Origin of the sequence: Streptomyces sp. NPDC096152 (genome assembly GCF_044763235.1) — a bacterium.
In the GTDB taxonomy this organism is placed as follows: domain Bacteria; phylum Actinomycetota; class Actinomycetes; order Streptomycetales; family Streptomycetaceae; genus Streptomyces.
In genome coordinates this window covers 950,050-967,294 of the sequence record NZ_JBIWFW010000001.1, presented here as the reverse complement: position 1 = coordinate 967,294, position 17,245 = coordinate 950,050, and the positions used below count along the sequence as shown (strand labels likewise).

Here is a 17,245-nt window from a genome sequence, read left to right as displayed (position 1 = left end):
GTGACCACCCTCCGGCTCCCGCTCTTCCCCCTGAACTCGGTGCTGTTCCCGGGGCTGGTGCTTCCTCTGAACGTCTTCGAGGAGCGCTACCGCGCCATGATGCGCACGCTCCTGAAGACGCCCGAGGAAGAACCGCGCCGGTTCGCCGTCGTGGCGATCCGCGACGGCCACGAGGTGGCCCTGAGCGCCCCCGGCATGCCCGACCCGACCGCCGAGCCCGAACGCGGCCCCGCGGCCGGCTTCGGCCCCGATCCGGCCGCCGCGTTCCACACCGTGGGCTGCGTGGCGGACGCGGCGACGGTCCGGGAGCGGGCCGACGGCACCTTCGAGGTGCTGGCGACGGGCACGACCCGGGTGCGGCTGCGGTCCGTCGACGCGAGCGGTCCGTTCCTGACGGCCGAGCTGGAGGAGCTGTCCGAGGAGCCCGGCGACGAGGCGGGCGCGCTCGCCGAGGGGGTGCTGCGGTCCTTCCGCCAGTACCAGAAGCGGCTGGCGGGCGCGCGGGAGCGGTCGCTCACCACCGGCGCCGAACTGCCGGACGAGCCGAGCGTGGTGTCGTACCTGGTGGCGGCGGCGATGGCGCTGGACACTCCGACGAAACAGCGGCTGCTGCAGGCCCCGGACACCTCCTCCCGCCTGCGCGAGGAGCTGAGACTGCTGCGCTCGGAGACGGCGATCATCCGTAGTCTCCCGTCGTTGCCGGCCGTGGACCTGACCCGCGGCCCGACGAGCCTCAACTGAGGGAAGACGGACCGGGATGGCGAAGAAGGCGAAGAAGCAGCAGCCCGGGGGCACGCCCGCGACGGTGGCCCTCACCGCGGCAGACGTGGACTTCACGGTCCACTCCTACGACCACGACCCCGCCCACCCCTCCTACGGCGCGGAGGCGGCCGAGGCGATGGGCGTCTCCCCGGACCGTGTCTTCAAGACACTGGTGGCGGACGTCGACGGCGCCCTGACGGTGGCCGTGGTCCCGGTGGCGGGGTCCCTGGACCTGAAGGCGCTGGCCGCCGCGGTGGGCGGCAAGCGCGCGGCGATGGCGGACCCGGCCCTGGCCGAGCGCACCACCGGCTACGTCCGCGGCGGCATCTCCCCGCTCGGCCAGCGCAAGCGGCTGGCCACGGTCCTGGACGACTCGGCGACGGCCCACGGCACGATCTGCGTGTCCGCGGGCCGCCGGGGTCTGGAGGTCGAGCTGTCCCCAGCCGACCTGGCCCGGCTGACCGGCGCGGTGCTGGCACCGGTCGCGCGGGCCTGAACGGGTTTCCCGCGCGGGCCTGAACGGGGGGCGGGACGGCTACGCCGTCGGTGAGTCCCCGTGGGCACCGGCTCCGTGGGCACCGTGTCCGTAGGGATCGTTCCCGTGGGCTCCGTGTCCGTAGGGGCCGTCGCCGTAGGGGTCGGGGTCGCGGGGGCCGAACAGGGCGGTCAGGCCCAGGTGCACGACCAGCGCGGCCAGCGGCCAGGCGAGGAGCGCGCCCTTGGCGCTCAGCTTCAGCGGCGCCGGGAAGGTGACGCCCTTGCCGGCCGCCTTCGCCTGGGCGATGACGTCCTTGCCGGGCCCGAGCCAGATCCCGAACCGCCAGGCCAGCAGCGAACCGAGCAGACCGCCGACGCACAGCGCGACCACCAGCGGCACGCCCCCGCGCCGGCGCACCAGGAAGACGGCCAGCGCGCTCACCAGGCCGAAGGCGAGCGCCAGCAGCGTGAACGTGCCGTCCACGCCGATCGCCTGCTCCCCCTCGGTGTCCTTGAAGTAGACCACCCAGCTGTTGTCCACGACGTCGCCCACCAGCGGCACGTGCGGCGCCAGCCACCACCACAGCAGCCCCAGCAGCAGCCCGCCGAGCGCCACGGCCACGGTGACCACGGCGGCCTCCCGGACTTCGGTCTTCATACCGGGTCCGTCCTGTTCGTACGCGGTCGCCGCGACCCCGGCCCCGGACCCGGCAGGCGGCACCTGCCAGGCCTGCCCGTGCGGGGCCTGCGGGGCCTGTGCGGCCTCGGCGGACTGGGAGGGCCGCTGATGCGGCGGCGGAGGAGGAGTCAACGGAGCGGTCACCCTGTCATCGTGCCAGTTGGGTCCGACGGCCGCGTCACCGGACGGCCGCCCGCCGGTACGCCCAGGTGGCGAGGGCCAGGGAGACCACCCCGACCGCGGCGCACACGGCCATGTCACCGGCCACGAACGCCCAGTCGGGATGGGCCGAGAAGGTACGGGCGTAGGCCTCGACGCCGTACGTCGACGGCAGCAGGTCGCGGGCGAGGCGGATCGCCTCCGGCATCCGGTCGGGCGGCAGCACCCCCAGCAGCAGCGCCGCCGACATGCCCAACTGGCCGAGCAGCGTGGCCAGTTCCGGTCGCGGGGCGAGCAGTCCGCAGGCCGCGCCGAGTCCGGAGAGCGCGGCACCGGCGAGCGGGATCACGGCGAGCAGCACCCACAGGTTCCCGAGCGGCAGCCCGAACAGCACGCACCCGAAGACGGCGGTCACCACCGTCCCCGGCACGGTGAAGGAGGCGTAGGCCCCCGCCGCGCCCAGCACCACCGCCGCGGGCGGCACCGGCAGCGTGGCGTAGTGGTCGAGGCCGCCGCTGGCCCGCAGATGCCCGAAGTACTGCGCCAGCAGGTTCAGGGCGACATAGGCGACGACCACGATCGACGCCCCGGCCACGACGGACCGGGCCTCGCCGCCTCCGCCGACCACGCCGCGCATCATGACCATGATGCCGACGGACTGGAAGGTCGCCACGAACAGCAGCGGGATCCGCGCCACCCGCGCCCGGGACAGCTGGGCCCGGTACACGGCCGCGAGGGACGGCCACAGCCGCGCCCGCGGGGCGAGGACGGCCGCCTCACCGGCACCGCCGTCCTGCACGGCCGTGGCTCCGGGCAGCACACCGGCGGGTACGACACTCACGTCGAACTGCTCCTCTTCCCTGCGGCGAACGCGGTACGGGCCCCGGTCGCGTTCCGTCCTCCGGACGGGTTCCCCGCGGCGCCCGTGTAGTCCATGCGGACCGGATGGACCGGATGGACCGGATGGACCGGGTGGTCCGGGTGGTTCGCGGCGCCCGCGCAGTCCCCTACGGATTCGCCGGCCCGCGCGCTCATGCCTTCACCAGTCCCTGCCGGGCCGCGCCGCCGAGCGCCAGGTAGACGTCCTCCAGGCTGGGCGTGGCGAGGGTGAAGTCGTCCAGGGCGGCGAAGGCGGCGCCGCCGGTGACCGTGGCGACGGCCGCGCGGGCCTCATCGGGCGCGAGCCGCAGCGTCCAGCGCCGGCCCGCCTCCACGGCCCGCTCCCGCAGCGCGGCCACCTCGGCCACCTCCAGGGGCGCCCGGTCCCGCCAGACCAGTTCGACCCGGACCTCGCCGGAGACCCGCGCCTTCAGCCCGGCCGGGGTGTCGCAGGCGATGACCCGGCCCCGGTCGAGCACGGCGACCCGGTCGAGCACGGTCTCGGCCTCGATGACGTTGTGGGTGACCAGCAGGACCGTCGTGCCGTGTTCGGCGCGCCTGCTGTCGACGGCGGACCACACCGCGCGCCGGGCCACCGGGTCCATGCCGGTGGTGGGTTCGTCGAGCACGAGCAGCGGCCGCTCGCCGACCAGCGCGGCGGCGAAGCAGGCGAGCCGCCGCTGACCGCCGGAGAGCTTCTTCAGCGCACGCCCGGCGATCGGGCCGAGGCCCAGCTCGTCGAGGACGGCGTCCCGCTCGGCGCGCGCGCGCCGGGCGTCCAGGCCGCGCAGCCGTCCGGTGGTCTCGGCGGCGAGCGAGACGGTCAGCTCGTCCAGGGCGGTGGACTCCTGCCCGAGGTAGGCGAGGATCCGGGCGGCCCGCTCGGGGTGCGCCACGATGTCGTGGCCGAGGATCTCGACATTGCCGCGGTCCGGCCGCAGCAGCCCGGTGAGCTGCCGTACGAGGGTGGACTTGCCGGCGCCGTTCGGCCCGAGCAGCCCGAAGATCTCCCCGCGCCGGACGTCGAGGTCGACGCCGTCGCAGGCCAGCACCTCGGGCGCGGCGGGGACGCCGCGCCGGCCGCGCACCGCGGGATAGGTCTTGGTCAGTCCGCGCACCGCGCACACCACGCCGTCCCCGTGCCGAAGTGCCTGTGCCGCGCGCGTACTCACAAAGGACGAGGGTACGGGGTCCGGGGCCTTTACTCGTCCTTGGGGCGACCCGCCGGGACGCCGTCCCCCGCGGGGGCGTGCTCCGCCCCGGTGCGCACGTCGATCTCCCGCCAGAAGCCGGCCCGGATGGCGTAACGGTCGTGCTCGTCGATCTGGTCGTCCTTGTGGGCCAGCAGCCCGAACCGGGCGGCGTACCGCAGCAGCTCCCCGTCGATGCGGTGCGGGACCCGCGGATACATCGACGACAGCTTCTGCAGATGGGTCCCGTCGCCCAGCCGCTCCACCCACCGCCGCGCGAAGACCTGCCCGACCTCGAAGGGGTCGCCGCCGACGGTCGTGATGTCCTCCTCGCGGTCCGCCCACCGCTGCTCGGCCGTCGTCAGCTGCGCCAGCGTCGGCATGGAGGCGGCCTCGGCGGGCTCGGCGGCCACCCCGGGGCGGTCCACCCAGCCCCGGTCGGAGGACCAGCGCAGGGTCGCCGTGGTGGGGTGCTGGACGGGCTGGTTCCCGGGGGCGCGCAGGGCGGCGAGGTCCTTGGGGGTGGGTACGCCCTTGGGGCTCGGCATCCGTTCCTCGGTGCCGTTGCGCCCGGCGGCCGCGGCCGGGTGCGGGCGCTGCTCGCCGGGGCGCTCCGTCGCGGCGAGCGCGGACTCGGGCAGCGGCGCGGAGAGGATCGCGGCGATCTCGGGGCGGGGCGCGGGCGGCGGGGCGCAGACGCCGGTCAGTTCCTTGGCCCGTACGGCCTTGGTGATCCAGGTGCGGTCCAGCACGCGCCGCTCGTCGGCCTCGGCGACCAGGTCCTCGGACTGGTTGTAGTCGCCGTCGGCGGCCTGGACGGCCCACAGATGGACGGCGACGCCGTGCTCCTTGGCGGCCATCATGCCGGGCAGCAGATCGCCGTCGCCGGTGACGAGGACGACGTCGGAGCAGGCGCGGTTGCGGGCCAGCTCGGTCAGCTCGGCGTGCATGGCGGCGTCCACGCCCTTCTGCGCCCAGCGGCCGTCGCTGCGGGTCAGCGCGCCGAGCCGGACCGTGACGCGGGGCATCACCCGGAGCCTGCGGTGGTCGGGCTGCGGCACGCGGTCGGGGGCGCCGTCGAACCAGTAGATGCGCAGCAGGGGCCGCTCGGTGTCGGATTCGGCCTGCTCGCGCAGTCCCTGGACGAGGGCGGTGTGATCGACGCTGATGCGGGACCGCGACGGCTCCCCGGCGAGGAGACTGGCGGCGGCCCCCAGCAGATACCCGGCGTCCACCAGGACGATGCAGCGGTCCACGCGATCCACCCTCTTTCCGGGAGGTTTGCTTCGGGCTTGCTTCGAGTCTGCCCGACGGCGCCGGGGTTAACGGCCCGAACTCGATCTTCGGCGTGGCGTTTCCGGGCCCGGTGTCCCGACCACCCCTGTCACATACGGTAATTATCCGACATGCGTTCATTGTCGGCCTATGTGAATCTGGTCCCGGCCCTGGCCCCTAGATCCCCCACAGGAGGCTGATCACCATGGCCAAGAACAGGAAGCAGGACCGCAGCCGGCAGAAGGCCTCGGTGGCCGCGAACGGCCCCCAGGAGACCGAGCGGTCCGTGATGGAGTCGCAGCCCGAGCACCACGCGCCGCAGCTGACTCCGACTGATATGGCCCGCAAGGGCAGGCAGAAGCGCTTCGGCCACAACTGAGCCCGGCGCTCTGTCCGTTGAGCATCCACGAGGGGCGTGCCCGCGCGCAGGCACGCCCCTTGTGCACGTCGGCCAACCCGCCGGGCGGGGTCAGCCGGCCAGACAGGACGGGCCGAGCAGGACCTTGAGGTCGCCGAAGAGGGCGGGGTCCGGCTTCACCCGGTGCCGGTCCAGGCGCAGCACCGTCGTCTTGCGCGGGCCCTGGAGCTTGATCCGGACCTCGCTGTCGCCCTTGTGGTGGCTCAGGATCTCGCCGAGGCGGCTGACCATGGGCGGGGTGACCCGGGTGGCCGGGATGGTGAGGATCACCGGCGCGTTGGTGCCCGCGTTGGACAGGTCGGGGACCATCAGCTCCATCGCGACCAGGCGGGGCACGTCCTCGCGCTTGTCGAGGCGGCCCTTGACGAACACCACGGCGTCCTCGACGAGTTGCGTGGACACCAGCTGGTAGGTGGCGGGGAAGAACATGCACTCGATGGAGCCGGCGAGGTCCTCGACGGTGGCGATGGCCCAGGCGTTGCCCTGCTTGGTCATCTTGCGCTGCAGGCCGGAGATGATGCCGCCGATGGTGACGACCGCGCCGTCCGCGTGCTCGCCGCCGGTGAGCTGGGCGATGCCCGCGTCCGCCTTGTCGGACAGGACGTGCTCCAGGCCGAAGAGGGGGTGGTCGGAGACGTAGAGACCGAGCATCTCCCGCTCCTGGGCGAGCAGGTAGGTCTTGTCCCACTCCTCCTCGCCGAAGACGACGTCGAGGCCGAAGCCGGGCTCGCTGCTCTGCTCCTCGCCCATGCCGCCGAAGAGGTCGAACTGGCCCTCCGCCTCCTTGCGCTTGACCGCGACCACGTTGTCGATCATCGGCTCGTACTGCGCCGTCAGGCCCTTGCGGGTGTGGCCCATGGTGTCGAAGGCGCCCGCCTTGATCAGCGACTCCGTGGTGCGCTTGTTGCAGACGACCGCCTCGACCTTGTCGAGGTAGTCCGGGAAGGAGGCGTACTTCCCCTTGGCCTTGCGGCACTTGATGATCGACTCGACGACGTTGGTGCCGACGTTGCGGACGGCGGAGAGGCCGAAGAGGATCACGTCGTCGCCCTGGGCGGCGAAGTTCGACTGCGACTCGTTGACGTTCGGCGGGAGGACCCGGATGCCCATGCGGCGGCACTCGTTGAGGTAGACCGCCGACTTGTCCTTGTCGTCCTTCACCGAGGTCAGCAGCGCGGCCATGTACTCGGCCGGGTGGTTCGCCTTCAGGTAGGCGGTCCAGTACGACACCAGGCCGTACGCGGCGGAGTGGGCCTTGTTGAACGCGTAGCCGGCGAAGGGGACCAGCACGTCCCACAGGGCCTGGATGGCCTCGTCGCTGTAGCCCTTCTTCCGGGCTCCCTCCTGGAAGAGGACGAAGTTCTTCGCCAGTTCCTCGGGCTTCTTCTTGCCCATGACGCGGCGGAGGATGTCGGCCTCGCCGAGCGAGTACCCGGCGATGATCTGGGCGGCCTTCTGCACCTGCTCCTGGTAGACGATCAGGCCGTAGGTGACGGCCAGGACCTCCTCGAGGGGCTCCTCCAGCTCCTTGTGGATCGGGGTGATCTCCTGGAGCTTGTTCTTGCGCAGCGCGTAGTTGGTGTGCGAGTCCATGCCCATGGGGCCCGGACGGTAGAGCGCGGAGACGGCGGAGATGTCCTCGAAGTTGTCGGGCTTCATCAGCCGCAGCAGCGAGCGCATGGGGCCGCCGTCGAACTGGAAGACGCCCAGGGTGTCGCCGCGCTGGAGCAGTTCGAAGGTCGTGGGGTCGTCCAGCGGGAGGCTGAGGAGATCGATGTCGATCCCCTTGTTGGACTTCACCATCTTGACGGCGTCGTCCATGATCGTCAGGTTGCGCAGGCCGAGGAAGTCCATCTTCAGCAGGCCGAGCGACTCGCAGCTCGGGTAGTCCCACTGGGTGATGGTCACGCCGTCGGTGTGCCGGACCCAGACGGGCACGTGCTCGGTGATGGTCTCGCTGGACATGATCACGCCGGCGGCGTGCACGCCCATCTGCCGGACCAGGCCCTCGACGCCCTTGGCGGTGTCGATGACCTTCTTCACGTCCGGCTCGTTCTCGTACATCCCGCGGATCTCGCCCGCCTCGCTGTAGCGCGGGTGCGAGGGGTCGGTGATGCCGTTGAGGTCGATGCCCTTGCCGAGGACGTCGGCGGGCATGGCCTTGGTGAGCCGGTCGCCCATGGCGTACGGGTAGCCCAGCACGCGCGCGGAGTCCTTGATCGCGTTCTTGGCCTTGATCTTGCCGTACGTGCCGATCATGGCGACCTTGTCGGCGCCGTACTTCTCCGTCACGTACCTGATGACCTCGACGCGCCGGCGCTCGTCGAAGTCGATGTCGACGTCGGGCATGGAGACGCGCTCGGGGTTGAGGAACCGCTCGAAGATCAGGCCGTGCGGAATCGGGTCGAGGTCGGTGATGCCCATGGCGTACGCCACGATCGAGCCGGCCGCGGAGCCTCGGCCGGGGCCCACCGCGATGCCGTTGTTCTTCGCCCACATGATGAAGTCGGCGACGACGAGGAAGTACCCCGGGAACCCCATCTGGATGATGACGTCCATCTCGTACTCGGCCTGCTTCTGCCGGTCCTCGGGGATGCCGCCGGGGAAGCGGCGCTCCATGCCGCGGCGGACCTCCTCCTTGAACCAGGTGACCTCGGTGTAGCCCTCGGGGATGTCGAACTTCGGCATGAGGTTCTTCGCCTCGAACATGCCGGTGGTGTCGACCATCTCGGCCACGAGGAGCGTGTTGGCGCAGCCCTCCTGCCAGGCGTCCGAGGAGTCGATGGCGTACATCTCGTCCGTGGACTTCAGGTAGTAGCCGGTGCCGTCGAACTTGAAGCGGTCGGGGTCGGAGAGGTTCTTGCCGGTCTGGATGCACAGCAGGGCGTCGTGGGCGGTCGCCTCGTGCGCGTACGTGTAGTGCGAGTCGTTGGTGACCAGCGGGGGGATGCCGAGCTTCCTGCCGATCTCCAGCAGGCCGTCGCGGACCCGGCGCTCGATCTCGATGCCGTGGTCCATCAGCTCCAGGAAGTACCGGTCCTTGCCGAAGATGTCCTGGTAGTCGGCGGCCGCCTTGAGCGCCTCGTCGAAGTGGCCGAGGCGCAGCCGGGTCTGGACCTCGCCGGAGGGGCAGCCGGTGGAGGCCACGATCCCCTCGGACCACTGGGCGATGGTCTCCTTGTCCATCCGGGGCCACTTCTGCAGCCAGCCCTCGGCGTACGCGTCGGAGGACAGCCGGAAGAGGTTGTGCAGGCCGGTCCTGTTCACCGCCCACATCGTCTTGTGGGTGTAACCGCCGGAACCGGAGATGTCGTCCCGCTTCTGGTGCGGCTGACCCCAGAGGATCTTGCGCTTGTTGCGCCGGGACTCGGGGGCGACATACGCCTCGATGCCGATGATCGGGGTGACTCCGGCCTTCTTCGCGGAGTGGAAGAAGTCGTACGCCCCGTGGAGGTTGCCGTGGTCGGACATGGCGATGTGCGTCATGCCCATCTCGTTGCACGCGTCGAACATGTCCTTGAGCCGCGCGGCACCGTCCAGCAGCGAGTACTGGGTGTGGACGTGCAGGTGCGTGAACGGCGGCTTTGACACGGTTGCGGCCTCCAAGGCGAACAGTTGTCTACAGGCTGCGGACAGTCCGGGGGACAGCGTCGAAGTCTATGCCCCGGCACTGACACTCGGCGGGCATCCACGCGTACCTTCGTGCGAGGAGCACGCGGGCACTCCCCCGCCCCGCCGGACGTTGGCACAGGGGAAGATCCGCGGAGGATCCGTCCCACACGTCACGCACCACCCGTACCAGGAGGCACCCAGCGATGTCGGTCCCCCAGCTCAGCGACGAGCAGCGCGGCGAGGAGATCCTCGCCGTCTTCGACACCGCCTTCGGCGAGCTCCTGGCCGCCGACCCGGCCGCGTTCCGCGTGAAGTTCCGGAAGATGGCGGCCTCGGCCTTCGCGTTCTACCGCGGCACGGCCGGCCTCTTCTACCACGACCTGGACGCCGAGAAGCGCGGCGGCCCCTACCTGGACGAGCGCACCTCGCGGGTGTGGATCCACGGCGATCTGCACGCGGAGAACTTCGGCACCTACATGGACTCCAACGGCCGCCTCGTCTTCAACGTCAACGACTTCGACGAGGCCTACGTGGGCCCCTTCACCTGGGACCTGAAGCGCTTCGCCGCCTCCGTGGCCCTGATCGGCTACGCCAAGGCGCTGAGCGACGAGCAGATCACCGAGCTGGTCACGGTCTACGCCACCGCCTACCGCGAGCGCGTGCACGCCCTGGCGACCGGCGCCAAGAGCGACGAGGTGCCGCCCTTCACCCTGGACACCGCCCAGGGCCCCCTCCTGGACGCGCTGCGCGACGCGCGGTCGCTCACCCGCTTCGGGCTGCTGGACTCGATGAGCGAGATCCGCGACTTCGAGCGCCGCTTCGCGCCCGGCGGCGGCTCCATCGAGCTGGACGCCGCCACCCGCTACAAGGTGCTCGCGGCCTTCGACGGCTATCTGGAGACGCTGCCGGAGACGTCCCTGGCCCGCCCGGACTCCTACCGGGTGAAGGACGTCGTGGGCCGCCGCGGCATCGGCATCGGCTCAGCGGGCCTGCCGTCGTACAACATCCTCCTGGAGGGCCACAGCGACGCCCTGGAGAACGACGTCGTGATCTACATCAAGCAGGCCCAGACCCCGGCCGTCTCCCGGCACATCACGGACCCGGCGATCCGCGACTACTTCCAGCACGAGGGCCACCGCACGGTGATCTCCCAGCGCGCCCTCCAGGCGCACGCCGACCCCTGGCTGGGCTGGACCGAGCTGGACGGCGCGGGCCAGCTGGTCGCGGAGGTCTCGCCGTACGCCGTCGACCTGGACTGGGGCGACATCGACGACCCGGAGGAGATCGCGCAGGTGGTCGCCGACCTGGGCCGGGCCACGGCGACGATGCACGCGGCGGCGGACGACCAGTCCGGGGAGTCGCTGGTGCCGTTCTCCACCGAGCGGGCCATCGACGCGGCCATCGCGGCCGACGAGGAGGGCTTCGCGCCCCTGCTCGTGGACTTCGCGCACGAGTACGGCGCACGCGCGCGCGGCGACCACCAGATCTTCCTGGACCTCTTCCGCAACGGCCGCATTCCGGGTCTGTGACGGAAGGGCCGCGCACGGGGCGCCTTTAAGGCTCCCTTACCGCGGCACGTGACACACTCTTCTGCGCAATGGACATATCAGGGACCCACCTCAGAGCCGTACGCGCGGCGCTGTTCACGGCCGTCGTCGTGACGCTCAGCACCGCGTCGCACGTGCTGCTGTCCCGGGTCCCGCTGCCGCTGAACACGGTGGCCGCCGTCGCGGCCGCCGTGTTCGTGCTCGCGTACGCCCTGGCGGGCCGCGAGCGCGGCTTCGGGCGGATCGCCGCGCTGCTGATCCCGCTGGAACTGGCGGCCGACACGGTCTTCACCGCCGGCCAGCACGTCTGCTACGGACCCGTGGGCGGCCCCGTGGCCGGCCCGCTGCGCTCCGTCGGCGTCGACCTGCTGTGCGGCGGCGGGCCGGGCGTGGGCGTACCCCTGGCCCGATGGGCCGGGAGCGGCGCGCAGCGCCTCCATGAAGGGTGGTGGCCGGTTGACGGGTGGGCCGGCGCCGGCCCCGACCGGCTCGCCGCCCTGCTCGCCCACGCCGACCCGGCCACCGCCTGGCTGCTGCTCGCCGCGCACACCGGCGTCGGACTGCTCGCGGCCGCGTGGCTGCGCCGCGGCGAGCGGGCGCTCGCCCAGCTGCTGCGCGCGGTGGCCGCCACGGCCGCCACGACGGTCCGGCCGCTGCGGCTCGCCGCCGCCGCGGTGACCGTCCGCCCCGCCCCGTCCGCGCCGCGCCCCGCGCGTCCCGCGGCGCGGCCCGCGATCCTGCGCACCCGCTTCCTCGTACGCGCCCTGGGACGGCGCGGACCGCCGTGCTCGGCCGCCCTCGTCTGAGCGGCACCACCCGTCGGCCGGGCCCGGGCGGCACCCCGCGCGGGGCCGGCCCGGACGGCCGCCCCTGAGCACGACCAGTCCCCCGCACGTACCCAGCGCACAGAGAGCTGCGCGTCCCACAGGAGAACACCACCATGAGCCAGCGGAACAGTCAGGCGGCGAAGTCGGCGGCCCGGGAGCGGCTGCGCGCCGAGCGCGAGCGCGACGCCAAGCGCGCCAAGGCCAAGCGGCAGGCCGTCGTGGCCGTCTCGGTCGTCGCCGTGCTGGCGGCGGCGGGCGGCATAGGCTACGCCGTCGTCCAGGCCAACAAGCCCGGCCACTGGGAGGCCGTGAAGGACGAGAAGGTCGTCGCCCCGGCCAACACCACCGGGGCCGACGGCACGACGGTGGTCATCGGCAAGAGCACCGCCAAGAAGACACTGAAGGTGTACGAGGACCCGCGTTGTCCGGTGTGCGCGCAGTTCGAGCAGACCGTCGGCGCCACCGTCAAGAAGGACCTCGACGACGGCACGTTCAAGATCCAGTACATCGGCGGCACCTTCATCGACGGCCACGACAACGGCGAGGGCTCGAAGAACGCGATGAGCGCGCTGGGTGCCGCGCTCGACGTGAGTCCCGAGGCGTTCCTCGAGTACAAGACCGCGCTGTACTCGGCGAAGTGGCACCCGGACGAGACGACCGACAAGTTCAAGAGCGACGACTACCTCCTCCAGGTCGCCGGCACCGTCCCCGCCCTGAAGAGCAACACGAAGTTCCAGACCGCCGTGAAGAACGGCACCTACGATGCCTGGGCGATGGCGATGTCGAAGACCTTCGACAAGAACAAGGACGGCGTGACGGGCACCCCGAGTTTCGTCATGAACGGCAAGATGCTCACCGTCCCGGGCACGCAGAACCCGCCGATGTCGGTGGCCGACTTCAACAAGGTGGTGGACGCGGCCCTCAAGGGCTGACACCCGGGCAGCCGTCACCGCGCTGAAGGGCGGGCGAACATTTGGCCGTTCGCCCGCCCTTCGTGCGTACCGATCAGTAATCTGATCGCCCGTGACCAGTCGATACAGATCAACACCTGACGCCGGCTCGCGATCCGAGCGCGTCAACTCCCTTTCCCCGCGCCGCCGTACGGTCGTCAAGGCCGCGGCGGCCACTGCTGTCCTGGCCGGGCCGCTCGCCGCCGCGCTGCCCGCCCGCGCCGCCACCGAGGCACCCGCGTTCCTGCACGGGGTGGCCTCCGGGGACCCGCTGCCGGACGGCATCCTGCTGTGGACCCGCGTGACGCCCACCGCCGAGGCGACACCCGGCTCCGGGGCCGGCCCGGACACCGAGGTGAGCTGGGTGGTGGCCCGGGACAAGGCGTTCACCAGCGTCGTCGCCCAGGGCTCGACCACCGCGACCGCCGCGAGCGACCACACGGTCAAGGCCGACATCCGGGGGCTCGCGCCGGCCACCGACTACTGGTTCCGCTTCTCGGCCGGCGGCACCGACTCGCCGGTCGCCCGGACCCGCACCGCACCGGCGGCCGACGCCGCCGTGCCGGGCCTGCGCTTCGGCGTGGTCTCCTGCGCCAACTGGGAGGCAGGCTACTTCGCCGCCTACCGCCATCTCGCGGCCAGGAACGACCTGGACGCCTGGCTGCACCTCGGCGACTACATCTACGAGTACAAGTCCGGCGAGTACGGGACCCGGGGCACGGTCGTCCGGCCGCACTCCCCCACGAACGAGATCCTCACCCTCGCCGACTACCGCACCCGGCACGCCAGGTACAAGACCGACCCCGATCTGCAGGCCCTGCACCACAAGGCGCCGGTCGTCGCCATCTGGGACGACCACGAGTTCGCCGACAACGCCTGGTCGGGCGGCGCGGTCAACCACACCGAGGGCGCCGAGGGCACCTGGAGCGCGCGCCAGACGGCCGCCAAGCAGGCCTACTTCGAGTGGATGCCGGTCCGCCCGGCGCTCGCGGGCACCACCTACCGGCGGCTGCGCTTCGGCAGGCTCGCCGACCTCTCCCTGCTCGACCTGCGCTCCTTCCGCTCGCAGCAGGCGTCCTCGGGCAGCGGCTCGGTCGACGACCCGGACCGCACGCTCACCGGGCGCGCCCAGCTCGACTGGCTGAAGGCCGGGCTGAAGGCGTCCGACACCACCTGGCGGCTGGTCGGCAACTCGGTGATGATCTCGCCGTTCGTCGTCGGCTCCCTCTCCGCGGACCTGCTCAAGCCGCTCGCCAAGCTGCTCGGGCTGCCGCAGGAGGGCCTCGCCGTCAACACCGACCAGTGGGACGGCTACACCGACGACCGCCGCGAGCTGCTGGCGCACCTGCGGGCGAACGCCATCCGCAACACGGTGTTCCTGACCGGCGACATCCACATGGCCTGGGCGAACGACGTCCCGGTGGACGCCGGCACGTACCCGCTGTCCGCGTCCGCGGCCACGGAGTTCGTGGTCACCTCGGTGACCTCCGACAACCTCGACGACATCGTCAAGGTGCCCGAGGGCACCGTCTCGGCGGTCGCCGCGCCGGTGATCCGCGCCGCCAACCGCCATGTGCACTGGGTCGACACCGACCGCCACGGCTACGGCGTCCTGGACATCACCGCCGACCGCGCGCAGATGGACTACTACGTCCTGTCCGACCGCACCAGCCCGAACGCCACCTCGGCCTGGACCCGCTCGTACCGCACCCGCAACGGCACGCAGAAGGTCGAACGAACCTACGACCCGGTGTAGCCGCGGTCGGGGCTACAGCGTGTCGAGGAAGCCGAGTGCCACCCGCCAGGTGGCCTCGGCGGCCTCCTCGTCGTAGTCCGGCAGGTCGGGGTCGGTGTAGAGGTGACCGGCCCCGGCGTAGCGGTAGACCTCCACGTCGGCGCCGGTCCGGCGCATCTGGAGGTACCAGGCGCTCAGCCAGTCGTCCGTCTCGAACGGGTCCGGTTCGGCCACGTGCAGCTGGACGGGCAGCTCGTCCACCGACACACCGGGCGCGATGTCCGACGTGCCGTGCAGGAGCAGCAGGCCGCGGGCCTTGCCGTCGCCGAGCGCGAGGGTCTGCGCGATGGAGGCGCCGAGCGAGAACCCGGCGTACACCAGGCCCCGGTCCGAGTAGGGCGCCGCGGCGAGGACGGCCCGCTTGAGCAGCTCGTCCTTGCCGATCTCGTCCTTGTACGCCATGCCCTCCTCGACCGTGTCGAACGTCCGGCCCTCGAAGAGGTCCGGGGTCCACACCTCGTGCCCGGCGGCGCGCAGCCGCTCGGCGGCCCGGCGCACGGCGGGTCTGAGGCCGAAGGTCGAGTGGAAGAGCATGATGTTCATGAGGCCATGGTGCCAGCCGGGTACGGCGCCGCCCCACCACGGGCGCCGGGGCCCGCGCCGCGGATCCGCGCCAGGAGACCCGTGCCGGGAGATCTGTACCGGGGAGATCCGTACCGGGAGATCCTCGCCACACCGCCGGGCGCCCTACCCACGATCGCCGCGAAGACACATGTGCATGTCCCGCCGTCGCCGGTTAGGTTCGCAGGCATGGAGAACGTACTCCGCCCGCTGATCGTCGTCGGCGGCTCGGTCGTCCTCACACTGGTCGTCGGCTGGGCCACGGACCTTCTGCTGTGCAAGGCCGATTCACGGCACCACGAGACACCCTTGTGGGGTCTGCTGCGCCGTGCCCGTGTGCCCTACCAGCTCGTCCTGTGCTCGGCGCTGCTGAGAGGGTCCTACGACCAGGCGAAGCTGCTGGAGGCCCACCGGGTCGGCATCGGCCGGACGCTGTCCCTGGTACTGATCGGGTCCGCGTCCTGGCTGGTCATCCGTATCGCCGCGGCGGTGGTCGAGACGTCGTACTCGCGCTACGCCCGGATGCACCGGGACCCGGCCCGGGTGCGCCGGGTGCGCACCCAGGTCGAGCTGATCATGCGCGTGGTCTCGGCGATCGTCATCGTGGTGGCCATCGCCTCCATGCTGCTGACGTTCCCGGCGATGCGCGCGGCCGGCGCCTCGCTGCTGGCCTCGGCCGGCATCCTGGGCATCGTCGCCGGTGTCGCCGCGCAGTCCACCCTGAGCAACATGTTCGCGGGACTGCAGATCGCCTTCGGCGACATGGTGCGCATCGGCGACACCGTCGTCGTGGACGGCGAGTGGGGCACGGTCGAGGAGATCACCCTGACCTTCCTGACCGTACGGACCTGGGACGAGCGCCGGATCACCATGCCGGTGTCGTACTTCACCTCCAAGCCGTTCGAGAACTGGTCCCGCGGCACCCCGCAGATGACCGGCACCGTGTTCTGGCAGCTCGACCACAGCGCGCCCGTCGAGGCGATGCGCGAGCGGCTGCGTGACATCCTGCGCCAGTGCCCGGCCTGGGACGGCCGCGCCTACGGTCTGGTGGTGACGGACTCGACGCCGAACACCATCGAGGTGCGGGCGCTGGTGACCGCGAAGGACGCGGACGACATCTGGACGGTGCGGGTGGCGGTACGCGAGGAGATGGTGCGCTGGCTGTGCGAGGAGCACCCCTACGCGCTGCCCCGCGTCAACACGGCGGGGGCGGTGCCGCCCCCGGGCCGTGCCGACGGCCCCCGCGAGGCCTACGACGGCGCGCTCTGGCGCAGCTTCGAGAAGCCCGCCGCCGGGGGCCGCGGCCGGGGCTGAGCGCCCGGAGCCGCCCGTAGTGGTCTCAGTGGCCGCGCTCGGCGCCGCCGTTGACCTGGATGATCTGCGAGGTGATGTGGCCGGCGCCCGGGGAGGCCAGCCAGTGCAGCGTGGCGGCCACGTCCCCGGGCGTCCCGGCGCGGCCGTTCGAGGTCTCCGCGATGCGCTGGGCGCGCCGCTCCTCCGGCATACCGTCCCCGAAGAAGTCGGTGTCCTCGATGTACCCGGGTGCGACCGCGTTCACGGTGATGCCGCGCGGTCCGAGCTGCCGGGCCAGGTCGTGGACGTAGGGGTGCAGGGCGGCCTTGGCGGCCGCGTAGGCACCGCTCCCGGAGCCCCGGTAGGCGGCGATGGAGCTGAGGAACAGCACCCGGCCGCCGGGTTCGGCGAGCCGGACCTTGAGCGCCTCGGTGAGCAGGACGGCGGTCAGGGTGTTGAGCCGGAAGTTGACGAGCCAGTCGTCGGCGAGGAGTTCGAGCGGGTCGTCACGCTCGACCCGGGGTTCGAGCTGCCCCGAGCCGCCCGCGCTGTGGATCAGCACGTCCACCGCGCCGAGCTCGTCGGCCACGAACCGGGCGACCTCGCGCACCCCCGCCACCTCACCCACGTCGGCGGCGCAGGTCAGGGCGCCGGGCACGCCCGCCTTCTCCAGCACCTCGGCCCGCCGCCCGAGCAGCAGCACCCGGTCCCCGTCGGCCGCGAAGGCCCGCGCCGCGGCGAGCCCGATTCCCGTACCACCACCACTGATCACGACGTTGCGAGTCATGATCCGAGCCTACAAAGGGGGCCCGCGGGCGGCG

At 71.9% G+C, this 17,245-nt stretch carries 15 protein-coding genes; 8 read left to right on the top strand and 7 right to left on the bottom strand.

What is annotated here, in order from left to right; translation table 11 throughout:
* The gene (locus ACIQ9G_RS04235; RefSeq protein WP_403606007.1) at positions 1-741 is read left to right on the top strand and encodes an LON peptidase substrate-binding domain-containing protein; all 741 of its coding nucleotides are present in this window, start codon (positions 1-3) and stop codon (positions 739-741) included.
* A gap of 16 nt (positions 742-757) precedes the next feature.
* Positions 758-1,258 carry a Cys-tRNA(Pro) deacylase gene (gene ybaK, locus ACIQ9G_RS04230; RefSeq protein WP_403606004.1) on the top strand — a complete coding sequence of 167 codons (501 nt, stop codon included), beginning with the start codon at positions 758-760 and terminating at the stop codon, positions 1,256-1,258.
* A 39-nt stretch (positions 1,259-1,297) separates the two neighbouring features.
* Here ybaK and ACIQ9G_RS04225 read toward each other — a convergent pair whose 3' ends face one another.
* From ACIQ9G_RS04225 to ACIQ9G_RS04210, 4 genes are all read right to left on the bottom strand, one after another.
* Positions 1,298-2,062 (bottom strand): AAA family ATPase, encoded by a 765-nt coding sequence (locus ACIQ9G_RS04225; protein ID WP_403606001.1) that lies wholly within the window; start codon positions 2,060-2,062, stop codon positions 1,298-1,300.
* Between the two features lie 34 nt (positions 2,063-2,096).
* The gene (locus ACIQ9G_RS04220) at positions 2,097-2,918 is read right to left on the bottom strand and encodes an ABC transporter permease (protein ID WP_403605998.1); all 822 of its coding nucleotides are present in this window, start codon (positions 2,916-2,918) and stop codon (positions 2,097-2,099) included.
* 190 nt (positions 2,919-3,108) lie between these two features.
* On the bottom strand, positions 3,109-4,083 hold the full coding sequence (locus tag ACIQ9G_RS04215; RefSeq protein ID WP_403606772.1) for an ABC transporter ATP-binding protein: 975 nt from the start codon (positions 4,081-4,083) through the stop codon (positions 3,109-3,111).
* 74 nt (positions 4,084-4,157) lie between these two features.
* On the bottom strand, positions 4,158-5,402 hold the full coding sequence (locus ACIQ9G_RS04210) for an NYN domain-containing protein (RefSeq protein ID WP_403605994.1): 1,245 nt from the start codon (positions 5,400-5,402) through the stop codon (positions 4,158-4,160).
* 224 nt (positions 5,403-5,626) lie between these two features.
* Here ACIQ9G_RS04210 and ACIQ9G_RS04205 point away from each other — a divergent pair, with 224 nt between their 5' ends.
* Complete coding sequence (locus tag ACIQ9G_RS04205; RefSeq protein WP_392194603.1) at positions 5,627-5,800, top strand: hypothetical protein; 174 nt, start codon at positions 5,627-5,629, stop codon at positions 5,798-5,800.
* 90 nt (positions 5,801-5,890) lie between these two features.
* Here ACIQ9G_RS04205 and dnaE read toward each other — a convergent pair whose 3' ends face one another.
* On the bottom strand, positions 5,891-9,430 hold the full coding sequence (dnaE, locus tag ACIQ9G_RS04200; protein WP_403605991.1) for a DNA polymerase III subunit alpha: 3,540 nt from the start codon (positions 9,428-9,430) through the stop codon (positions 5,891-5,893).
* A 224-nt stretch (positions 9,431-9,654) separates the two neighbouring features.
* Here dnaE and ACIQ9G_RS04195 point away from each other — a divergent pair, with 224 nt between their 5' ends.
* The 4 genes from ACIQ9G_RS04195 (at position 9,655) to ACIQ9G_RS04180 (ending at position 14,531) form a co-directional block, all read left to right on the top strand.
* Positions 9,655-10,980 carry a DUF2252 domain-containing protein gene (locus ACIQ9G_RS04195; RefSeq protein ID WP_403605988.1) on the top strand — a complete coding sequence of 442 codons (1,326 nt, stop codon included), beginning with the start codon at positions 9,655-9,657 and terminating at the stop codon, positions 10,978-10,980.
* Between the two features lie 68 nt (positions 10,981-11,048).
* Positions 11,049-11,804, top strand: coding sequence for a hypothetical protein (locus ACIQ9G_RS04190; protein ID WP_403605985.1), 756 nt, complete (start codon positions 11,049-11,051; stop codon positions 11,802-11,804).
* 134 nt (positions 11,805-11,938) lie between these two features.
* Positions 11,939-12,757: a DsbA family protein gene (locus ACIQ9G_RS04185; RefSeq protein ID WP_403605982.1), complete on the top strand. Its 819-nt coding sequence runs from the start codon at positions 11,939-11,941 to the stop codon at positions 12,755-12,757.
* 91 nt (positions 12,758-12,848) lie between these two features.
* Positions 12,849-14,531: an alkaline phosphatase D family protein gene (locus ACIQ9G_RS04180; RefSeq protein WP_403605979.1), complete on the top strand. Its 1,683-nt coding sequence runs from the start codon at positions 12,849-12,851 to the stop codon at positions 14,529-14,531.
* A 12-nt stretch (positions 14,532-14,543) separates the two neighbouring features.
* On the opposite strand, the gene ACIQ9G_RS04175 is transcribed toward ACIQ9G_RS04180, so the two are convergent.
* Entirely contained in the window at positions 14,544-15,113 is a 570-nt protein-coding gene (locus ACIQ9G_RS04175) for a dienelactone hydrolase family protein (RefSeq protein ID WP_403605976.1), read from the bottom strand.
* Between the two features lie 207 nt (positions 15,114-15,320).
* On the opposite strand from ACIQ9G_RS04175, the gene ACIQ9G_RS04170 reads away from it, so the two are divergent.
* A complete protein-coding gene (locus tag ACIQ9G_RS04170) occupies positions 15,321-16,445 on the top strand; it encodes a mechanosensitive ion channel family protein (RefSeq protein WP_403605973.1) in 1,125 nt (374 codons plus the stop codon).
* A 25-nt stretch (positions 16,446-16,470) separates the two neighbouring features.
* Here ACIQ9G_RS04170 and ACIQ9G_RS04165 read toward each other — a convergent pair whose 3' ends face one another.
* Positions 16,471-17,211: an SDR family NAD(P)-dependent oxidoreductase gene (locus ACIQ9G_RS04165; RefSeq protein ID WP_403605969.1), complete on the bottom strand. Its 741-nt coding sequence runs from the start codon at positions 17,209-17,211 to the stop codon at positions 16,471-16,473.
* Positions 17,212-17,245 lie beyond the last annotated feature (34 nt).